The sequence below is a fragment of the Pseudomonas sp. MHK4 genome (assembly GCF_054600775.1).
In genome coordinates this window covers 194397-211183 of sequence record NZ_BAAIAK010000009.1, presented here as the reverse complement: position 1 = coordinate 211183, position 16787 = coordinate 194397, and the positions used below count along the sequence as shown (strand labels likewise).

The 16787-nt window shown below is 62.5% G+C and carries 14 protein-coding genes and 3 tRNA genes; all 17 read right to left on the bottom strand.

The window, feature by feature from the left end; all coding sequences use genetic code 11:
* Positions 1–49 precede the first annotated feature (49 nt).
* The 17 genes from ACYP2Q_RS22255 to asd all read right to left on the bottom strand — a co-directional run bounded on the left by ACYP2Q_RS22255 (position 50) and on the right by asd (position 16729).
* On the bottom strand, positions 50–994 hold the full coding sequence (locus ACYP2Q_RS22255; protein WP_459732480.1) for a FecR domain-containing protein: 945 nt from the start codon (positions 992–994) through the stop codon (positions 50–52).
* Positions 991–1500, bottom strand: a complete 510-nt coding sequence (locus ACYP2Q_RS22250) for a sigma-70 family RNA polymerase sigma factor (protein ID WP_459732479.1) — start codon at positions 1498–1500, stop codon at positions 991–993. The genes ACYP2Q_RS22255 and ACYP2Q_RS22250 overlap by 4 nt, the downstream gene beginning before the upstream one ends.
* A 247-nt stretch (positions 1501–1747) precedes the next feature.
* Positions 1748–1824 (bottom strand) — tRNA-Asp (locus tag ACYP2Q_RS22245).
* Between the two features lie 110 nt (positions 1825–1934).
* A tRNA-Asp gene (locus ACYP2Q_RS22240) sits at positions 1935–2011 on the bottom strand.
* A 53-nt stretch (positions 2012–2064) separates the two neighbouring features.
* Positions 2065–2140: transfer RNA gene (locus ACYP2Q_RS22235), tRNA-Val, on the bottom strand.
* Between the two features lie 208 nt (positions 2141–2348).
* Positions 2349–3122 (bottom strand): SDR family oxidoreductase, encoded by a 774-nt coding sequence (locus ACYP2Q_RS22230; protein WP_272602968.1) that lies wholly within the window; start codon positions 3120–3122, stop codon positions 2349–2351.
* Positions 3119–4330 (bottom strand): O-succinylhomoserine sulfhydrylase, encoded by a 1212-nt coding sequence (locus ACYP2Q_RS22225; RefSeq protein WP_323606833.1) that lies wholly within the window; start codon positions 4328–4330, stop codon positions 3119–3121. Before ACYP2Q_RS22225 ends, ACYP2Q_RS22230 begins: the two co-directional genes overlap by 4 nt.
* A 132-nt stretch (positions 4331–4462) precedes the next feature.
* Positions 4463–5968, bottom strand: coding sequence for an amidophosphoribosyltransferase (purF, locus tag ACYP2Q_RS22220; RefSeq protein ID WP_274075413.1), 1506 nt, complete (start codon positions 5966–5968; stop codon positions 4463–4465).
* A 41-nt stretch (positions 5969–6009) separates the two neighbouring features.
* Positions 6010–6570: a CvpA family protein gene (locus ACYP2Q_RS22215; RefSeq protein ID WP_274075414.1), complete on the bottom strand. Its 561-nt coding sequence runs from the start codon at positions 6568–6570 to the stop codon at positions 6010–6012.
* A gap of 98 nt (positions 6571–6668) precedes the next feature.
* Complete coding sequence (locus tag ACYP2Q_RS22210; protein WP_459732478.1) at positions 6669–7337, bottom strand: SPOR domain-containing protein; 669 nt, start codon at positions 7335–7337, stop codon at positions 6669–6671.
* Complete coding sequence (folC, locus tag ACYP2Q_RS22205) at positions 7321–8628, bottom strand: bifunctional tetrahydrofolate synthase/dihydrofolate synthase (protein WP_459732477.1); 1308 nt, start codon at positions 8626–8628, stop codon at positions 7321–7323. Before folC ends, ACYP2Q_RS22210 begins: the two co-directional genes overlap by 17 nt.
* A complete protein-coding gene (gene accD, locus ACYP2Q_RS22200; RefSeq protein WP_459732476.1) occupies positions 8625–9545 on the bottom strand; it encodes an acetyl-CoA carboxylase, carboxyltransferase subunit beta in 921 nt (306 codons plus the stop codon). The genes folC and accD overlap by 4 nt, the downstream gene beginning before the upstream one ends.
* Before the next feature lie 185 nt (positions 9546–9730).
* On the bottom strand, positions 9731–10357 hold the full coding sequence (locus ACYP2Q_RS22195; RefSeq protein ID WP_459732475.1) for a phosphoribosylanthranilate isomerase: 627 nt from the start codon (positions 10355–10357) through the stop codon (positions 9731–9733).
* A gap of 63 nt (positions 10358–10420) precedes the next feature.
* The gene (gene truA, locus ACYP2Q_RS22190; RefSeq protein ID WP_033039317.1) at positions 10421–11245 is read right to left on the bottom strand and encodes a tRNA pseudouridine(38-40) synthase TruA; all 825 of its coding nucleotides are present in this window, start codon (positions 11243–11245) and stop codon (positions 10421–10423) included.
* Positions 11246–11530: 285 nt separating this feature from the next.
* Positions 11531–14197: a FimV/HubP family polar landmark protein gene (locus ACYP2Q_RS22185; protein ID WP_459732474.1), complete on the bottom strand. Its 2667-nt coding sequence runs from the start codon at positions 14195–14197 to the stop codon at positions 11531–11533.
* A gap of 177 nt (positions 14198–14374) precedes the next feature.
* Positions 14375–15385 carry an aspartate-semialdehyde dehydrogenase gene (locus tag ACYP2Q_RS22180; RefSeq protein ID WP_459732472.1) on the bottom strand — a complete coding sequence of 337 codons (1011 nt, stop codon included), beginning with the start codon at positions 15383–15385 and terminating at the stop codon, positions 14375–14377.
* A gap of 231 nt (positions 15386–15616) precedes the next feature.
* Positions 15617–16729 carry an aspartate-semialdehyde dehydrogenase gene (gene asd / locus ACYP2Q_RS22175; RefSeq protein WP_057715575.1) on the bottom strand — a complete coding sequence of 371 codons (1113 nt, stop codon included), beginning with the start codon at positions 16727–16729 and terminating at the stop codon, positions 15617–15619.
* Between the last annotated feature and the right edge of the window lie 58 nt (positions 16730–16787).

Sequence of the window (16787 nt, the reverse complement as noted above, 5' to 3'; positions counted from 1 at the left end):
GCGTTCAGTTGCCTTGAATGACAAGCGAGTCGAAAAAAGGGGACAGGCTTCACGCAACTTTTTTGCGCGGCGTCAGCGTCACCCAGTAACGCGTACGCATTTGCACCTCCAGCGGCAGGCTGGCCGCGAGCAGCGCGAGGATGCGATCGGTGTCGTCCAGGCGGAAACTGCCGGTCACCCGCAGCGCTTCCAGCTCCGACGACCAACGCAGGACACCGGGCCGATAGCTGTCGAGTTCGCGCAGGAATTCTCCCAGTGGTTGATTGCTGGCCATCAGCACGCCTTCGCGCCAGCCGGGTTGCAACTCGTCAAAGGCCTGTATCGCGCTGACGCCTGTCACTTGCAGATTGACCTGCTGCCCCGCGCGCAGCGTCAGCGCCGCGCCCTGCAAGGGTTGCAACTGCACGGCACCGCCAAACACCGACACCCGGCATCCGCGGCTGTCCTGGCGCACGCAGGCTTCGCCTTGGCTGACGGTGACCTGACCGAACCGGGTCTGGATCATCAATGGCGATGCACCCGGCACCTTCAGCGACATCTCGCCCTCCACCAGCTTCACCCGACGATTCGGCAAATCCACATCGACGGCGCTGGCCGTATTGAGTTGCAGGACGCTGCCATCGGCCAGGCGTACTTGCTTGCGCTCGCCGGTGGCGGTGTGCAGGTCGGCACGCCAGACGTCCAGCGGCAATTGCCGGCTGATCAGCCAGGCTGTTGGCACCAGCGCCACCGCGCCCAAAGCGCGCTTGAGCATGACCCGTCGCGCCGGATCGGGGCGATCGAGGCTGCTCAGGGCCAGCGCTGGAGGCAGGTCGGCAAAGCGTTGGCGCAAGGCCTGGGCCTTTTGCCAGGCGAGTTCATGACTGCGGCAGCTGTCGCGCCAGCGTTGCAGGTTCGCCCGGTCCTGTTCGGTGGCACCTCCCGACTCGAGCAGTGCCAGCCACTGCGCAGCGGCCCGCACGGCCTGGCGAACATCGGGCGCCGGGCTGTTCACAGTTCCACCAACAGGCAATGCTCATAGGCTTGCGCCATGTAGCGTTTGATCGTGCGTTCCGACACCGACAAACGCTCGGCGATTTGCTGGTAGCTCAAGCCTTCGAGCTGGCTCCAGAGAAACGCCCGGCGCACCGCCGTGGGCAAGCCATCGAGCAGTTCGTCCAGTGCTTGCAGGGTTTCCAGCAGCAGCCAGCGCTGTTCCGGGGACGGCGCACATTCCTCGGGCAAGGTCGCCAAGGCACTCAGGTAGGCCTGCTCAAGACTGCGCCGCTGGTAGAAATTGCTCAGCAGGCGTTTGCCCACCGTCAGCAGATAGGCACGGGGCTCTTGCAGGTCGGCAATGCGCTGAGAGCTGGCGAGCAAACGCAAGAACGTATCCTGGCTCAGGTCCGCCGCATCGCAGGCGTTGCCCATGCGTCGCCTCAGCCAGCTCTCAAGCCAGCTACGGTGATCGCGGTACAGGTCGTGAAGGGTTTGCTCCCTCGCCATCGCTGCATCACTCATCTGAAAAAACCCTGTGCCAGGCGTTATCGTAAATGAGAGTGATTCTAATTAATGTCGCGATACAGCACCAAGTGCTTTATGCAGCGGATGCGCAGAAAGATTGGACGGCAAGCGTCATCGAGGAGAAAAAGGCATATTCCAGAAACAAAAAACCCCGGTCTTTCGACCAGGGTCTTTGCTATCGACTCGAAGTAAACCAATGGCTTTCTTCGTAGCTCCAAGGCGTTCAGTGGCCTCGGGGCAGATATGGCGCAGCGGACGGGACTCGAACCCGCGACCCCCGGCGTGACAGGCCGGTATTCTAACCGACTGAACTACCGCTGCGTATCGCTTTGAGCTTTCGCTCTTGTAACTCGTGTGATTGAAATCTTCGGTACTTTTCAGTCACCAAATCATTCAATCGCGAACCAGACCAAAATCTGCTTCGTAAATAATGGCGCAGCGGACGGGACTCGAACCCGCGACCCCCGGCGTGACAGGCCGGTATTCTAACCGACTGAACTACCGCTGCGCGTCGGTGCAGGCATTTCAGCCTACGGCTTGCTTTCGCAAGTTTCTCGGGAGTGGTGGGTGATGACGGGATCGAACCGCCGACATTCTGCTTGTAAGGCAGACGCTCTCCCAGCTGAGCTAATCACCCGTTTGCATCTCCGAGGCCGCGAAATTTACGCAGGTAGCGAACCTAAGTCAATAGCAGGATTGAAGTTTTTCTGAAAAAGACAAAATCCACATAAAACCTGTAGGAGCTGGCTTGCCAGCGATGGCGGCCTGCCAGCCAACCTGGGTGCTGAATGTTCCGACCCGATCGCGAGCAGGCTCGCTCATACAGTTGATCGGATCCGCCAGTGTCACTCGCTGTAGATCATCTTCTTGGTCATTCCGCCATCGACCACAAACTCCTGGCCAGTGACAAAACCTGCGTTCTTCGACAACAGCCAGGCCACCATCGCCGCCACATCCTCGACCGTCCCTACCCTGCCCGCCGGATGCTGGGCATGGTCGGCGTCGGTCAGCGGCTCGGCACGGCGTACCGAAGGGTCCCGCGCATCGATCCAGCCGGGGCTGACCGCATTGACCCGGATCTCCGGGCCAAGGCTGATCGCCAGCGCGTGAGTCAGGGCCAACAAACCGCCCTTGCTCGCCGCATAGGCCTCGGTGTCGGGTTCCGACTGCCCGGCGCGGGTCGAGGCCAGGTTGACGATCGCCCCGCTATGGGCCCGCAGGTACGGCGCACAGTGCTTGGCCAACAGCATCGGCCCACTGAGGTTCACCGCCAGCACCCGGTTCCAGTAAGCCAGGTCGAGGCTTTCCAGGGTGATGTTATGCGGATCGGCAACCGCCGCATTACACACCAGCGCATCCAGGCGCCCGAACTGCCCCAGCACCTCGGCAACACCCAGCGCCACCTGCCCTTCGTTCGACACGTCCATGGCGATGAACCAGGCGTTGTCGCCCAGTACCTTCGCCACTTTCGAACCACGCTCGCGATCCAGGTCCGTCAGCACCACTTGCCAGCCTTCGCTGATCAACCAGGCCGCAATTCCCAGGCCAATGCCCCGCGCTGCACCGGTCACCAGTGCAACGCGGCCATTGGATCCCGGTGGCGTCGACAACTCGATCACAAGGCAGCCAACCCGCGCGCCAGGTCGGCTTGCAGGTCTGCCACGTCTTCCAGGCCGACCGCAATGCGGATCAGGCTGTCACGAATGCCCGCGGCCTCACGTTCCTGCGGCGCCAGGCGGCCGTGGGAGGTAGTACTCGGGTGGGTGATGGTGGTCTTGCTGTCGCCCAGGTTGGCCGTGATCGAAATCAGGCGGGTCGCATCGATAAAGCGCCAGGCGCCCTCTTTGCCGCCCTTGACCTCGAAACTCACCACCGCACCGAAGCCCTTCTGCTGACGCAGGGCGAGCTCGTACTGCGGATGGCTCTTGAGACCGGCGTAATGGACTTTCTCGATGCCGTCCTGCTGCTCCAGCCACTCGGCCAGCTCCTGGGCGTTGGCGCAATGGGCCTTCATCCGCAGGTTGAGCGTTTCCAGGCCCTTGAGGAAGATCCAGGCGTTGAACGGGCTCAGGGTCGGCCCGGCGGTGCGCAGAAAGCCGACCACTTCTTTCATCTGCTCGCTGCGCCCGGCCACGACACCGCCCATGCAACGGCCCTGGCCGTCGATGAACTTGGTCGCCGAGTGCACGACGATGTCCGCACCCAGTTTCAGCGGCTGTTGCAGCGCCGGGGTGCAGAAGCAGTTGTCGACCACCAGCATCGCGCCCTTGGCGTGCGCGATGTTCGCCAGTTCGGCGATATCCACCAGCTCAGCCAGCGGGTTGGACGGTGATTCGACGAACAGCAGTTTGGTATTGGCCTTGATCGCCGCATCCCAGCCGGACAGGTCCGCCAGGGGCACGTAGTCGACTTCGACGCCGAAGCGCTTGAAGTACTTCTCGAACAGGCTGATGGTCGAGCCGAATACGCTGCGTGACACCAGTACGTGATCGCCAGCGCTGCACAGGCTCATCACCACCGCCATGATTGCGGCCATGCCGGTGGCGGTGGCCACGGCTTGCTCGGCGCTTTCCAGGGCGGCAATGCGCTCTTCGAAGGCGCGTACGGTCGGGTTGGTGTAGCGCGAGTAGACGTTGCCCGGCACTTCGCCGGCAAAACGCGCGGCGGCGTCGCCAGCGGTGCGGAATACATAGCTGGAAGTGAAGAACATCGGATCACCGTGTTCGCCTTCCGGCGTCCGGTGCTGACCGGCACGTACGGCCAGGGTATCGAACGCTACGCCTTCGAGGTCGCTGTCCAACCGACCGGCATCCCAATCCTGACTCATGCTGTCACTCCTTGCCTTATTCGGTAGTAGATACGAAACCGGCCCTGTAGGAGCGTGGCTTGCCCGCGAAGGGTCCTTTGGATACGCCAAAAGCTTCGCGGGCAAGCCTCGCTCCTACAAGGCCGGCTTTACTCAGTTGTTGTACAGATCGATGATCGCGCTGACCGCCTGGGTCTTGACCTTGGAGGCGTCGTTGCGTGCCTGCTCGATCTTGTTCAGGTATGCCTCGTCGACGTCGCCGGTAACGTACTTGCCGTCGAACACCGCGCAATCGAAGTTCTCGATCTTGATCTTGCCGCCACCGACCGCTTCGATCAAGTCAGGCAGGTCCTGATAGATCAGCCAGTCAGCGCCGATCAGGTCCGCAACGTCCTGGGTCGAACGGTTATGGGCGATCAGCTCGTGGGCGCTCGGCATGTCGATGCCGTAGACGTTCGGGAAACGCACGGCCGGGGCTGCGGAGCAGAAGTAGACGTTCTTGGCGCCCGCTTCGCGTGCCATCTGGATGATCTGCTTGCAGGTGGTACCGCGCACGATCGAGTCGTCCACCAGCATCACGTTCTTGCCGCGGAATTCCAACTCGATGGCATTGAGCTTCTGGCGCACGGATTTTTTCCGTGCAGCCTGGCCCGGCATGATGAAGGTCCGGCCGATGTAGCGGTTCTTCACGAAACCTTCGCGGAATTTCACGCCCAGGTGGTTCGCCAGCTCCAGGGCCGCGGTGCGGCTGGTGTCCGGGATCGGGATGACCACGTCGATGTCGTGATCAGGACGCTCGCGCAGGATCTTCTCGGCGAGCTTCTCACCCATGCGCAGGCGGGCCTTGTACACCGACACGCCATCGATGATGGAGTCCGGACGCGCCAGGTAGACGTGTTCGAAGATGCACGGAGTCAGGGACGGGTTGGTCGCGCACTGACGGGTGTGCAGCTTGCCGTCTTCAGTGATGTAGACCGCTTCGCCCGGCGCCAGGTCGCGGATCAGGGTGAAACCGAGCACGTCAAGGGACACGCTCTCGGAGGCGATCATGTACTCGACACCTTCGTCGGTGTGACGCTGGCCGAATACGATCGGACGGATGCCGTGCGGGTCGCGGAAACCGACGATACCGTAGCCGGTCACCATGGCCACTACCGCGTAGCCACCGACGCAACGGTTGTGCACGTCGGTGACGGCAGCAAACACGTCTTCTTCGGTTGGCTGCAGCTTGCCGCGCTGGGCCAGTTCGTGTGCGAACACGTTCAGCAGCACTTCCGAATCGGAGCTGGTGTTGACGTGGCGCAGGTCAGATTCGTAAATCTCCTTGGCCAGTTGTTCAACGTTGGTCAGGTTACCGTTGTGCGCCAGGGTGATGCCGTAAGGCGAGTTGACGTAAAACGGTTGAGCTTCGGCCGAGGTCGAGCTGCCCGCGGTCGGGTAGCGCACATGGCCAATGCCCATGTGGCCGACCAGGCGCTGCATGTGACGCTGCTGGAACACGTCACGCACCAGGCCGTTGTCCTTGCGCAGGAATAACCGGCCATCATGGCTGGTCACGATACCGGCAGCGTCCTGGCCGCGGTGCTGGAGGACGGTTAGCGCGTCATACAGCGCCTGATTGACGTTCGACTTACCGACGATACCGACGATGCCACACATGCGACGCAACCCCTACTTAATGGATCTGAACTGAACAACACTCACTGAGGCGTTTTGGCCATCGGCAAGAGCTGCTCCTTGAACGGTATATCAGCGGGTACGCTGATACCGCTGGCAAGCCACTGACTGCTCCACCCGAGAATCAGGTTCTTGGACCAGTCGGCGACCAATAAAAATCTTGGCACGAGTTGGGACTCTTTCCACCACCCGTCCTGCTGTACCGGCCCCAGGCTCAACAGCCCGACCGCCACGACCACCAGCAATACGCCACGCGCCGCGCCGAAGGCCATGCCGAGGAATCGATCGGTCCCGGACAACCCGGTGACGCGAACCAACTCGCCGATAAGATAATTGATCATTGCGCCCACGATCAGCGTGGCGACGAACATGATGGCACAGCCCGTTATTATACGAGCCGATGGGGTCTGGATGTATCCGGCGAGGTACTCGGACAATGAGCCACCAAACATCCAGGCAACGGCTCCTGCGATGATCCAGGTCACGAGCGACAGTGCTTCCTTGACGAAGCCGCGGCTCAGACTGATCAATGCGGAGATGGCGACGATTGCAACGATCGCCCAGTCAACCCAGGTAAATGGCACAGTGCAGCCTACAGACGGATAAGGCGGCGCATTTTAGCAGAGCCCATGCTTATCGGTAAGCTGCGATTGTCAGTGCATTTCAAATCGTGACGATAGATTTAGCCACGCTCTGGCTGAAAGCGCACGACAAACCCCTTGAGGTTCTGCTGACGGTTCAGCAAGTCACGCAGCCGATCGGCCTCTGCCCGCTCGATCAGCGGCCCGACAAACACCCGATTCTTGCCGTCGGCAGTGCGGATATAGGCATTGTAACCCTGGCTGCGCAGGGTTTTCTGCAGCTTTTCGGCGCTTTCACGGTTGGCCAGGCTGGCCAGTTGCACCGACCAACTGACCGACAGGCCGTTGGCGTCGATACGGCTTTGGCTGGTATCCGGCTTGCCCGGTGCGGCGCTGATCGGTTGCGACGGCGCCGTGGCGGGCTTGGCAGCCAGCGCCGGGACAGGTGCAGGTACCGGAGGCGGCGTGACCGGCTTGACGGCAGGTGCCGGAGCGGCAGGCGCAACCGGTGCAACCGGCGCTTCCTGCTGGGCGATTTCTTCGTCGCTCGGCACGGGTTCCTGCGGCAGGGCCTGGGGCTCAGGCACCACCACGGGCTCCACCTGCACTTGTGGCATCGCCGGCGCTTGCGGCGCGGCCGGGGCCTGGACCGTCACCTGGCGCTGTTCGTCCTGGCGGGAGAACAGCATCGGCAGGAAAATCACGGCCAGCGCCACCAGAACCAGGGCGCCGACCATGCGCTGCTTGTAAGCCTTATCCAGCAATGCCATTTGCCGCTTCCTCCGTGGAGCGCCGGGCCAGCCACTCGAGGGCCTCGGCAACACAATAGAATGATCCGAACAACACAATCTCGTCGTCGCTCGTCGCCTGCGCGCACTGCCCTTCCAGGGCGGCGGCCACGCTGTCATAGGCCGTCACCGCGGCACCGCGCTTGGCCAGCGCCTCACGCAAATCGGCCACCGGTCGCGCTCGAGGCGAATCCAGCGGTGCGACGGCCCAGTGCTCGACACTAGCACTCAATTCGCCAATAACACCATCCAGATCCTTGTCCGCCAGCAATCCGAACACCGCCAGGCGCTTGCCGACCGGTGGCTGGCTGGCCAGGCGACGGGCCAGGTACTCGGCGGCGTGGGGGTTGTGCCCCACATCCAGCAGCAGACTCAGGCGCTTGCCCTGCCAGTCGACCTGCCGGCGATCGAGGCGACCGACCATGCGCGTCGCCTGCAGCGCCTGGACAATCTGCGCCTGCTCCCAAGGCAAACCGAGCAGCAGATAGGCCTGCAGCGCCAGGGCGGCGTTTTCCATCGGCAGGTCGAGCAACGGCAGGTCGCGCAGCTCAACCGCACGCCCTTGAGCGTCAACACCACGCCATAACCAGCCGTGATCGGTCACACCCTGGTCAAAATCGCGTCCACGCAGGAAAAACGGGCAATTGAGCTCGCGCGCTTTGTCCAGCAGGGGTTGCGGGGGATTCAGGTCACCGCAGAGCGCAGGTGCGCCCTGGCGGAAGATGCCGGCTTTTTCGAAGGCCACGGACTCTCGGGTATCGCCCAGGTAATCCGCATGATCAACGCCAATGCTGGTAACCAGCGCCATGTCGGCGTCTACCACGTTGACCGTGTCCAGGCGCCCGCCCAGGCCGACTTCCAGCACCACGGCGTCGAGCCCGGACTGTTGAAACAGCCAGAACGCCGCCAGGGTGCCCATCTCGAAATAGGTCAGGGACGTGTCGCCGCGACCGGCTTCGACCGCCGCGAAAGCCCGGCACAGCTCGCCGTCAGTGGCTTCGACGCCATTGACCTTCACCCGCTCGTTGTAACGCAGCAGGTGCGGAGAACTGTAGACACCGACGCTCAGGCCCTGCGCTCGCAGCAATGAAGCCACGAACGCACAGGTCGAGCCTTTGCCATTGGTGCCGGTGACCGTGATCACCCGAGGCGCCGGCTTGCCCAGTCCCATGCGGGACGCTACCTGCTGCGAGCGCTCAAGGCCCATGTCGATGGCCGAAGGGTGCAACTGCTCAAGGTAGGCGAGCCACTCGCCAAGGGTACGCTCGGTCATATGTTGGCAGGTACCGGTGGAACCACGATTGGCTCGATGGGTGCAGCGACGAATTTCGGCGTCGGCAGGCCCATCATTTGCGCCAGCAGGTTACCCAGGCGCGGGCGCAGTTCCTGACGGTGAACGATCATGTCGATCGCACCGTGCTCCAGCAGGAACTCGCTGCGCTGGAAGCCTTCCGGCAGTTTTTCGCGCACGGTCTGCTCGATAACGCGCGGACCGGCAAAGCCGATCAGGGCTTTTGGCTCGCCGACAATTACGTCGCCCAGCATCGCCAGGCTGGCGGAAACACCGCCGTAGACCGGGTCGGTCAGCACGGAGATAAACGGAATGCCTTCTTCACGCAGACGCGCCAGGACCGCCGAGGTCTTGGCCATTTGCATCAGGGAGATCAGGGCTTCCTGCATCCGTGCGCCACCGGAGGCGGAGAAGCAGATCATCGGGCAGCGTTTTTCCAGCGCGTAGTTGGCGGCGCGCACGAAGCGCTCGCCGACGATGGCGCCCATCGAACCACCCATGAACGAGAATTCGAATGCCGACACCACCACAGGCATGCCCAGGAGGGTACCGCTCATCGAGATCAGCGCGTCTTTTTCGCCGGTCTGCTTCTGCGCCGCGGTCAGGCGGTCCTTGTACTTCTTGCCGTCGCGGAACTTCAGGCGGTCAACCGGCTCCAGGTCAGCACCCAGCTCGGTACGACCTTCGGCATCGAGGAAAATGTCGATGCGCGCGCGTGCGCCGATACGCATGTGGTGATTGCACTTGGGGCAAACGTCCAGGGTCTTTTCCAGCTCCGGACGATACAGCACAGCCTCGCAAGACGGGCATTTGTGCCAAAGACCTTCAGGCACCGAGCTCTTCTTGACCTCGGAACGCATGATCGAAGGGATCAGTTTGTCTACTAACCAGTTGCTCATGCTTTCTTTCTCCAGTACCGGCGGCCCGAACGCTCTGGTTCGCAGCCCCGCGTATGCCCTTGAGCTAAATTCATGTGTGCGGCGATGTTCGATGGATGCCGGGTCAGTGAAGCGTGACCTGCGTACAGCCCATCAATCCTCAGCCGTTTTGTACAGTGCAGTGGACGGCGGCAGTCTGCCAGCCGTCACATCAGGGTGCCACGGACTGCCTTGATGAACGCCTGAACCTTTGCGTGATCCTTGATACCCTTGCTCGCCTCTACCCCACCGCTGACATCCACGGCATAAGGACGAACCCGCGCCACCGCCTCGGCGACGTTTTGCGGAGTCAGGCCGCCCGCCAGGATGATCGGCTTGCTCAAGCCTTGCGGTATCAATGACCAGTCGAATGCCTGGCCGGTTCCACCGGGAACGCCTTCGACATAGGCATCGAGCAAAATACCGCTGGCACTCGGATAAGCGTCGCAAGCCGCCGCGATGTCGTCCCCCGCCTTGACCCGCAGCGCCTTGATGTACGGACGATGCCAGCCCTCGCAGTCCGCCGCGCTTTCATCGCCATGGAACTGCAACAGGTCCAGCGGCACCGCGTCGAGGATTTCTCCCAGCTCGCAACGGCTGGCGTTGACGAACAAGCCCACAGTGGTGACGAACGGCGGCAACGCCTTGATGATCGCGCGCGCCTGCTGGAACGTCACGTTCCGCGGGCTCTTGGCGTAGAACACAAAGCCGATGGCATCGGCCCCGGCCTCGACCGCCGCCAACGCATCCTCTATGCGGGTAATCCCGCAAATCTTGCTGCGAACGGCTGACATGTCGATAAATCCCCACGGCAAATCCGAGAAAGTCCCGGATGGTAACAAAAGCGCTCGAAGGCGTCAGCCGTCAAGTTCGCTGAAACCTGTGAGGAAATGTGGGCCGATATAACGCTCGGGCAACTGGAACTCGTCACGGTACTCGACCTGCACCAGATACAGGCCGAACGGGTGCGCCGTCACCCCGCCGGAACGGCGAATACGGCTCTCCAGCACTTCCTTCATCCACTCCACTGGACGCTCACCAGCACCGATGGTCATCAGCACCCCGGCAATGTTGCGCACCATGTGGTGCAGGAAGGCGCTGGCACGGATATCCAGCACGATCATCTTGCCGTGGCGCGTGACGCGCAGGTGATGAAGCTCCTTGATCGGCGACTTGGCCTGGCACTGGCCGGCACGGAAGGCACTGAAATCATGGGTGCCCACCAGATACCGGGCCGCCTCCGCCATGCGTTCGACATCCAGTGGGCGGTGGTTCCAGGTGATTTCTTCGTTCAGGTGCGCCGGACGGATCTGGTCGTTGTAGATCACGTAGCGATAGCGCCGGGCAATGGCCTTGAACCGGGCGTGAAAATGCGCCGGCATGACCTTGGCCCAACTGACGCTGACATCGTGGGGCAAATTGATATTGGCGCCCATGACCCAGGCCTTCATCGACCGCTCGACCTGCGTGTCGAAGTGCACCACTTGGCCACAGGCGTGCACGCCGGCATCGGTGCGCCCGGCGCAGAGCAGCGAAACGGGCGAGTCGGCCACCTTGGACAAGGCGTTTTCGAGGGTTTCCTGCACCGTGAGCACGCCAGAGGCCTGGCGCTGCCAGCCACGGTAACGCGAGCCCTTGTATTCAACGCCCAAGGCGATCCGGAAAAAGCCGTCGGCCGCCATTTCGGCGGCCGGGTTATCTATGTTTGCCAAGGAGTGACAGCCTGCTGATGTGCGCAAAGGGGGGCATTATAAGGCCGTAGGAGGAGGACGCCAGTACAACAGACGGGACTGTGGCGAATGGAATGGCCCCATCGCCAGCAGGCTGGCTCCCACAGGGGATGGGTGTCGCCGGCTTGAATGTGGGAGCCAGCCTGCTGGCGATAGCGGCACCACAGACACCATCACATCACCCGCAAACAAAAACGGCAGCCTCAATGGGCTGCCGTTCTGCTTGCAACAAATGACTCAAGCCAGACGCGCCAGCATCTCCCTGGCTTCGCTCTTCTGGCCGTCGTCACCTTCGGTCACCACCTCGTTGAGGATGTCGCGGGCGCCATCGTTGTCGCCCATGTCGATGTAGGCCTGGGCCAGGTCGAGCTTGGTGGCGACTTCGTCGGTGCCGGACAGGAAATCGAATTCCGGCTCATCATCCACGGTGGCCAGGGCGTCATCTACCGTGAAGCTCGGCTCGCTGATGCTCCGGGACAGGTCGTCCAGTTCGGCGCTGACGTCATCCAGCTCAGTGCTGAACGCCTGCGCAGGCGGCGTTTCGTCCATTTCATCGGCCAGCGACAAGTCGAAATCGGCCGGCAAGTCCAGATCGTCCAGGGCCACTTGTGGCACTTGCGGCGCTGGAGCGGCCGGCAGGTCCTTGACGTCTTCATCCAGGCTCAGCAGGAAATCGTCCTCGGCCAGGATCGCCGGCGAAGGCTCGCCACCGAGGTCCATGTCCAGGTCGAACTCCGACAGGTCATCAAGGTTTTCCTTGATTTCAGTCTGCTGCTGCAGGACCGACTCGAAACTCAGGTCATCGTCCTGCGGGAAGTCTTCCAGATCGGCCAGGGTTGCTTCCGGCTCCGGCTCCGGCTCCGGTGCTGGCTCCGGCGCTGGCGCAACCGTTACAGGCGTGACATTTTCCAGGTCATCCAGGCTCAGGTCGAAGGCGCTGTCGAAATCGTCATCGACCGCGGCCGGCGCCTGCGGCTCGTCGAGCAACAGGTCCTTGACGTACTGCGCGTCCAGCTCGGCTGCGGCGGCTGCAGCGGCAATACCGCCGACAGCGACCATGGCCATGGCCGGGAAACGGCTCTTGAGTTTTTCGACCTGGGCATAGTTGTCGCCATTGGCCACCAACTGCCGCTCCTGGACCACGAACGCGTCGCGGTCACCCTGCAAACCGTAGACTTCCATCAGCTTGAGGCGCAAATCGCTGCGTTGCGGCTCCTGCTTGACGCCCTCCTCCAGCAGCGCGGCAGCCTGATTCAGGCGACCGCCGTCGATGTGCGACTGCGCCCGACCCAGCACGTCATCGCAATGCTCGGCGGCGGGCGATACCAGCGGCGCGGCAATCGGCGGCGTGACCACGACCGGGGCAATCACCGGGGCAGGTTCTGGCGCTGGAGCAGGTGCCGTGGCCAGTTTCGGGGTCGGCGGCTCGACGTCCAGGTCCTCGAAGATGCCTTTAGACAGGTCAAGCTCGCTGGAGAACTCCTGCTCTTCGGCCAGGGCGCGGGCCATGCGCAGATGTTTCTCGGCTTCCTGCTGGGCTTTGCGGCGACGGGCCAGCAACAGCAGCAACAGCAGCACCACCACGGCCCCGCCACCCGCCAGCCCCAGCAGCCACGGATTGGTCAGCAGCTCATTGAACTTCTGATCGTCGGAGGCCGCAGGCGTCGGTTCGATCGGGGTTTCGGCGGGAGCCGGGGCCGCAGCCGCTTCAGGCGTCGCCGCAGCCGGGGCCGGCGTTTCGGCTGGGACGGAGGCCGGTGCTTCGACAGGCGTTGCCGCAGGATCGGTCGCCAGCTCAGCCGGGATCGCCGCGGCGGTCGCCGTCTCCGCTGGTGCGCCAGCCGCGCCTTCGGCCTGCAATTTGGCCAGCTGGTTGTTCTTCAGCTCGATGAGGCGTTGCAGCTTGTCCATCTGGCTTTGCAGATCGGTCATGCGGCTTTTCAGTTCAGCGCTGTCACGGCGCTTGGTATCGAGGCTTTCCTGGGTCACCGCCAGCTGGTTGTTCAAGGCCTTGGCGTCGCCCGCGGCGCCCTTGCCCCGGGCTTTACCGGACTCGGCGGAAACCAGGCTCAGCTTGTCCTGGGCGGCTTGCGCCGATGGTGCGTCACCGCGACCGCGATTGGTCGCATCGAGCTGCTGCTGGCCAGTACCGGGCTTGGCGACATAACGACGCCCCTGGCGCCAGGCGGTGTTTTGTGCAGCCACTTCGGCGACGGCCTTGGCTTGCGGCAAGTTCGTGGTTTGTGCCTGATCCGGCAGACGCAGCACCTGGCCGGTCTTGAGCCGGTTGATGTTGCCATCGATGAAGGCATCCGGGTTCAGGGCCTGGATGGCCAGCATGGTTTGCTGGATCGAACCGCCATTGCGCGCCTTCGCGGCGATTTCCCACAGGGTATCGCGCTTTGTGGTGGTGTATTCGGCCGGCTTGGTCGCACCGGTGACGGGCGTCGTACCGGTTTGAACTGGTGCAGACTGCGCAGCCGCGTCAGCGGTCTGCGGCGAGAATTTGGACGGATCGAGCAGCACGCTGTAATCGCGCAGCAGGCGACCGTTGGGCCACATCACCTGAACCAGGAATTTCACCATCGGTTCGGTCAGGGGCTTGCTGGAGGTCACGCGCAGGATGCTTTTACCGCTGGCGTTAAGCACCGGAGTAAAGGTCAGGTCGTTGAGAAACGCCTGGCGGTCAACACCGGCCTTGGCGAAATCTTCAGGCGAAGCCAGGCTCGGCACCACTTCGGCAGCGGTGAGTTCCTTGACGTCGAGCAACTCGATTTCCGCCACCAGCGGCTGGTTCAGCGTCGATTTCAGGGTCAGTTCCCCGAGCCCGAGGGCATGCGCCATACCGGAGGACAGCGCCGAGGCGGCCGCTATTGCTAACACCAGTTTGCGAACTTGAACCATAGCTTATCCTTAGTTTTTACATTCCTCGGCCAGCGAGGTAGATAGCCGCTGCCGTAAGGCATTGCGCGCGGGCGAAGGTCGCCGCGCGCGATCGTTTCATGCATGCCCTGCAATGCCCTGCAGGGTGGCTCGCCTTCGGCAATACGGCCAAGCATGGCGCTCGTTTGGAAGTATCTTTTACAGCAGGTCTTTTATCAACAACTCGGCCAGCTGCACAGCATTGAGGGCCGCGCCTTTGCGTACGTTATCTGACGTCAGCCACAGATTAAGTTCCGACGGTTCGTCGATCCCCAAGCGCACCCGACCAACGTAGACCACATCCTGCCCCACCGCGTCACCGACCGCTGTCGGGTAGTCACCGGCTTCCACCAGCTCAATACCGGGAGCATCTTCGAGCGCAGCGTTGACCTTTGCCAGGTCGATGTCGCTCGCGGACTGCAGGGTCACGCTATAGCTATCGCCAAAAAACACCGGGGCTTGAATGCAAGTCACGGAAATCTTCAAAGAAGGCAGCGCCATGACTTGACGCAGCTCACGCACCAGGCGCTTTTCCAGCACGGTATGGCCCTGCTCGTCCGGCTTGCCGACCTGGGCCAGCAGGTTGAATGCCATCTGCCGGTCAAAGAAGGTCGGCTCCAGAGGGCGCACATTCAGCAGTTCGGCGGTTTGCCGGGCCAGCTCGGTCACGGCTTCACGCCCCTGGGCAGACACCGCCAGGCTGGCGGTCAGGTTGATGCGCTGCAGATCGAGCAAACCCAGCAAGGGGGCGAGCACCACCGCCAAGGTGGTGGCCGACGGGCTCGGACTGCTGACCTGGAACGGCTTTTTCAGGCCGGCCAGCACTTGCGCATTCGCTTCCGGGACCACCTGGGGCGCCTGGTTGGCCGGCAAGGCGCCGGAGAGGTCGATCAGCGAGCAACCGGCGGCGGTGGCACGGGCGGCATAACTCAATGTCACGGCGGGACCGGCGGCAAAAAACACTAGCTGAACCTTGCTGAAATCGAACTCATCGACTTCGCGCACCCGCACGTTCTTGCCGCGATAGGGCACCGAACTGCCGGCGGATTCGCTGCTGGCCAGTAAATGCAGGGTGCCGATCGGGAAATCGCGCTCTTCGAGAATCTGCACCAGCGTTTCGCCGACAGTACCGGTGGCGCCGATCACGGCAATATCAATGGTCTGGCTCATGGGTTTTACCTCTGGCGAAACGGGGGGAGCGGCACTTTACCGGGTGGTGGATGTACAGGCAATTCGGGCGAGCCCTTCGGCGCCTGTTATGGCCCCTTCGCTGGCAAGCCAGCTCCTACAGGGATTGCGGCTGGCTTGCCAGCGATGGGGCCAGACCAGACAACCGAGAAACCCGGCATGAAAAAACCCGCGCCTCTTGCAAGGCGCGGGTTTTTTCATTGCCTCAACCGATCAACGCTCGAGCAGGATCCGCAGCATGCGACGCAGCGGTTCGGCCGCGCCCCACAGCAACTGGTCGCCAACGGTGAACGCGCCGACGAACTGCGAGCCCATGTTCAGCTTGCGCAGACGGCCTACCGGGATGTTCAGGGTGCCGGTGACCTTGTTCGGGCTCAGCTCCTGAATGCTGGTTTCGCGGTTGTTCGGCACCAGCTTGACCCAAGGGTTGTGCTGGCTGATCAGCCCTTCGATATCGGCGATCGGCACGTCCTTGTTCAGCTTGATGGTCAGCGCCTGGCTGTGGCAGCGCATGGCGCCGATGCGCACACAGATGCCATCCACCGGGATCGGACTCTTGAAGCGACCGAGGATCTTGTTGGTTTCGGCCTGGGCCTTCCACTCTTCGCGGCTCTGACCGTTCGGCAGCTCCTTGTCGATCCACGGGATCAGGCTGCCGGCCAGCGGTACACCGAAGTTTTCGGTCGGGTACGCGTCACTGCGCATGGCTTCGGCCACACGACGGTCGATGTCGAGGATCGCGCTGGCCGGATCGGCCAGTTGATCGGCGACAGCGGCATGGGTCGCGCCCATCTGCTTGATCAGCTCACGCATGTTCTGCGCGCCGGCACCGGATGCCGCCTGATAGGTCATGGCGCTCATCCACTCCACCAGGCCGGCCTCGAACAGACCACCCAGGCCCATCAGCATCAGGCTGACGGTGCAGTTGCCGCCGATGTAGTTCTTGGTACCCGCGTCCAGCTGCTGGTCGATGACCTTACGGTTGACCGGGTCCAGCACGATGACCGCGTCATCCTGCATGCGCAGGCTGGAAGCGGCGTCGATCCAGTAACCCTGCCAGCCGGCTTCGCGCAGTTTCGGGAACACTTCGCTGGTGTAGTCGCCACCCTGGCAGGTCAGGATCACGTCGAGGGTTTTCAGCTCTTCAATGCTGTAAGCGTCCTTGAGCGGAGCAATGTCCTTGCCCACGGACGGGCCTTGGCCACCGACATTGGAAGTGGTGAAAAACACCGGCTCGATAAGATCGAAATCCTGCTCTTCCAGCATCCGCTGCATGAGCACGGAACCGACCATACCGCGCCAACCGATCAGACCTACACGTTTCATCGCAACTACACCTTCTTGAAAAGTGGGCCGCTGCTTCCGGGGGTAAAAAGTGGCAGCG

What these genes read in the sequence shown, in the direction of transcription:
- ACYP2Q_RS22210 (WP_459732478.1), bottom strand. Translation starts at nt 7,337, where the DNA reads ATGGCATTGCTGGATAAGGCTTACAAGCAGCGCATGGTCGGCGCCCTG.
- ACYP2Q_RS22180 (WP_459732472.1), bottom strand. Translation starts at nt 15,385, where the DNA reads ATGAGCCAGACCATTGATATTGCCGTGATCGGCGCCACCGGTACTGTC.
- ACYP2Q_RS22250 (WP_459732479.1), bottom strand. Translation starts at nt 1,500, where the DNA reads ATGAGTGATGCAGCGATGGCGAGGGAGCAAACCCTTCACGACCTGTAC.
- ACYP2Q_RS22185 (WP_459732474.1), bottom strand. Translation starts at nt 14,197, where the DNA reads ATGGTTCAAGTTCGCAAACTGGTGTTAGCAATAGCGGCCGCCTCGGCG.
- ACYP2Q_RS22195 (WP_459732475.1), bottom strand. Translation starts at nt 10,357, where the DNA reads ATGTCAGCCGTTCGCAGCAAGATTTGCGGGATTACCCGCATAGAGGAT.
- asd (WP_057715575.1), bottom strand. Translation starts at nt 16,729, where the DNA reads ATGAAACGTGTAGGTCTGATCGGTTGGCGCGGTATGGTCGGTTCCGTG.
- ACYP2Q_RS22225 (WP_323606833.1), bottom strand. Translation starts at nt 4,330, where the DNA reads ATGAGTCAGGATTGGGATGCCGGTCGGTTGGACAGCGACCTCGAAGGC.
- folC (WP_459732477.1), bottom strand. Translation starts at nt 8,628, where the DNA reads ATGACCGAGCGTACCCTTGGCGAGTGGCTCGCCTACCTTGAGCAGTTG.
- accD (WP_459732476.1), bottom strand. Translation starts at nt 9,545, where the DNA reads ATGAGCAACTGGTTAGTAGACAAACTGATCCCTTCGATCATGCGTTCC.
- truA (WP_033039317.1), bottom strand. Translation starts at nt 11,245, where the DNA reads ATGGCGGCCGACGGCTTTTTCCGGATCGCCTTGGGCGTTGAATACAAG.
- purF (WP_274075413.1), bottom strand. Translation starts at nt 5,968, where the DNA reads ATGTGTGGCATCGTCGGTATCGTCGGTAAGTCGAACGTCAATCAGGCG.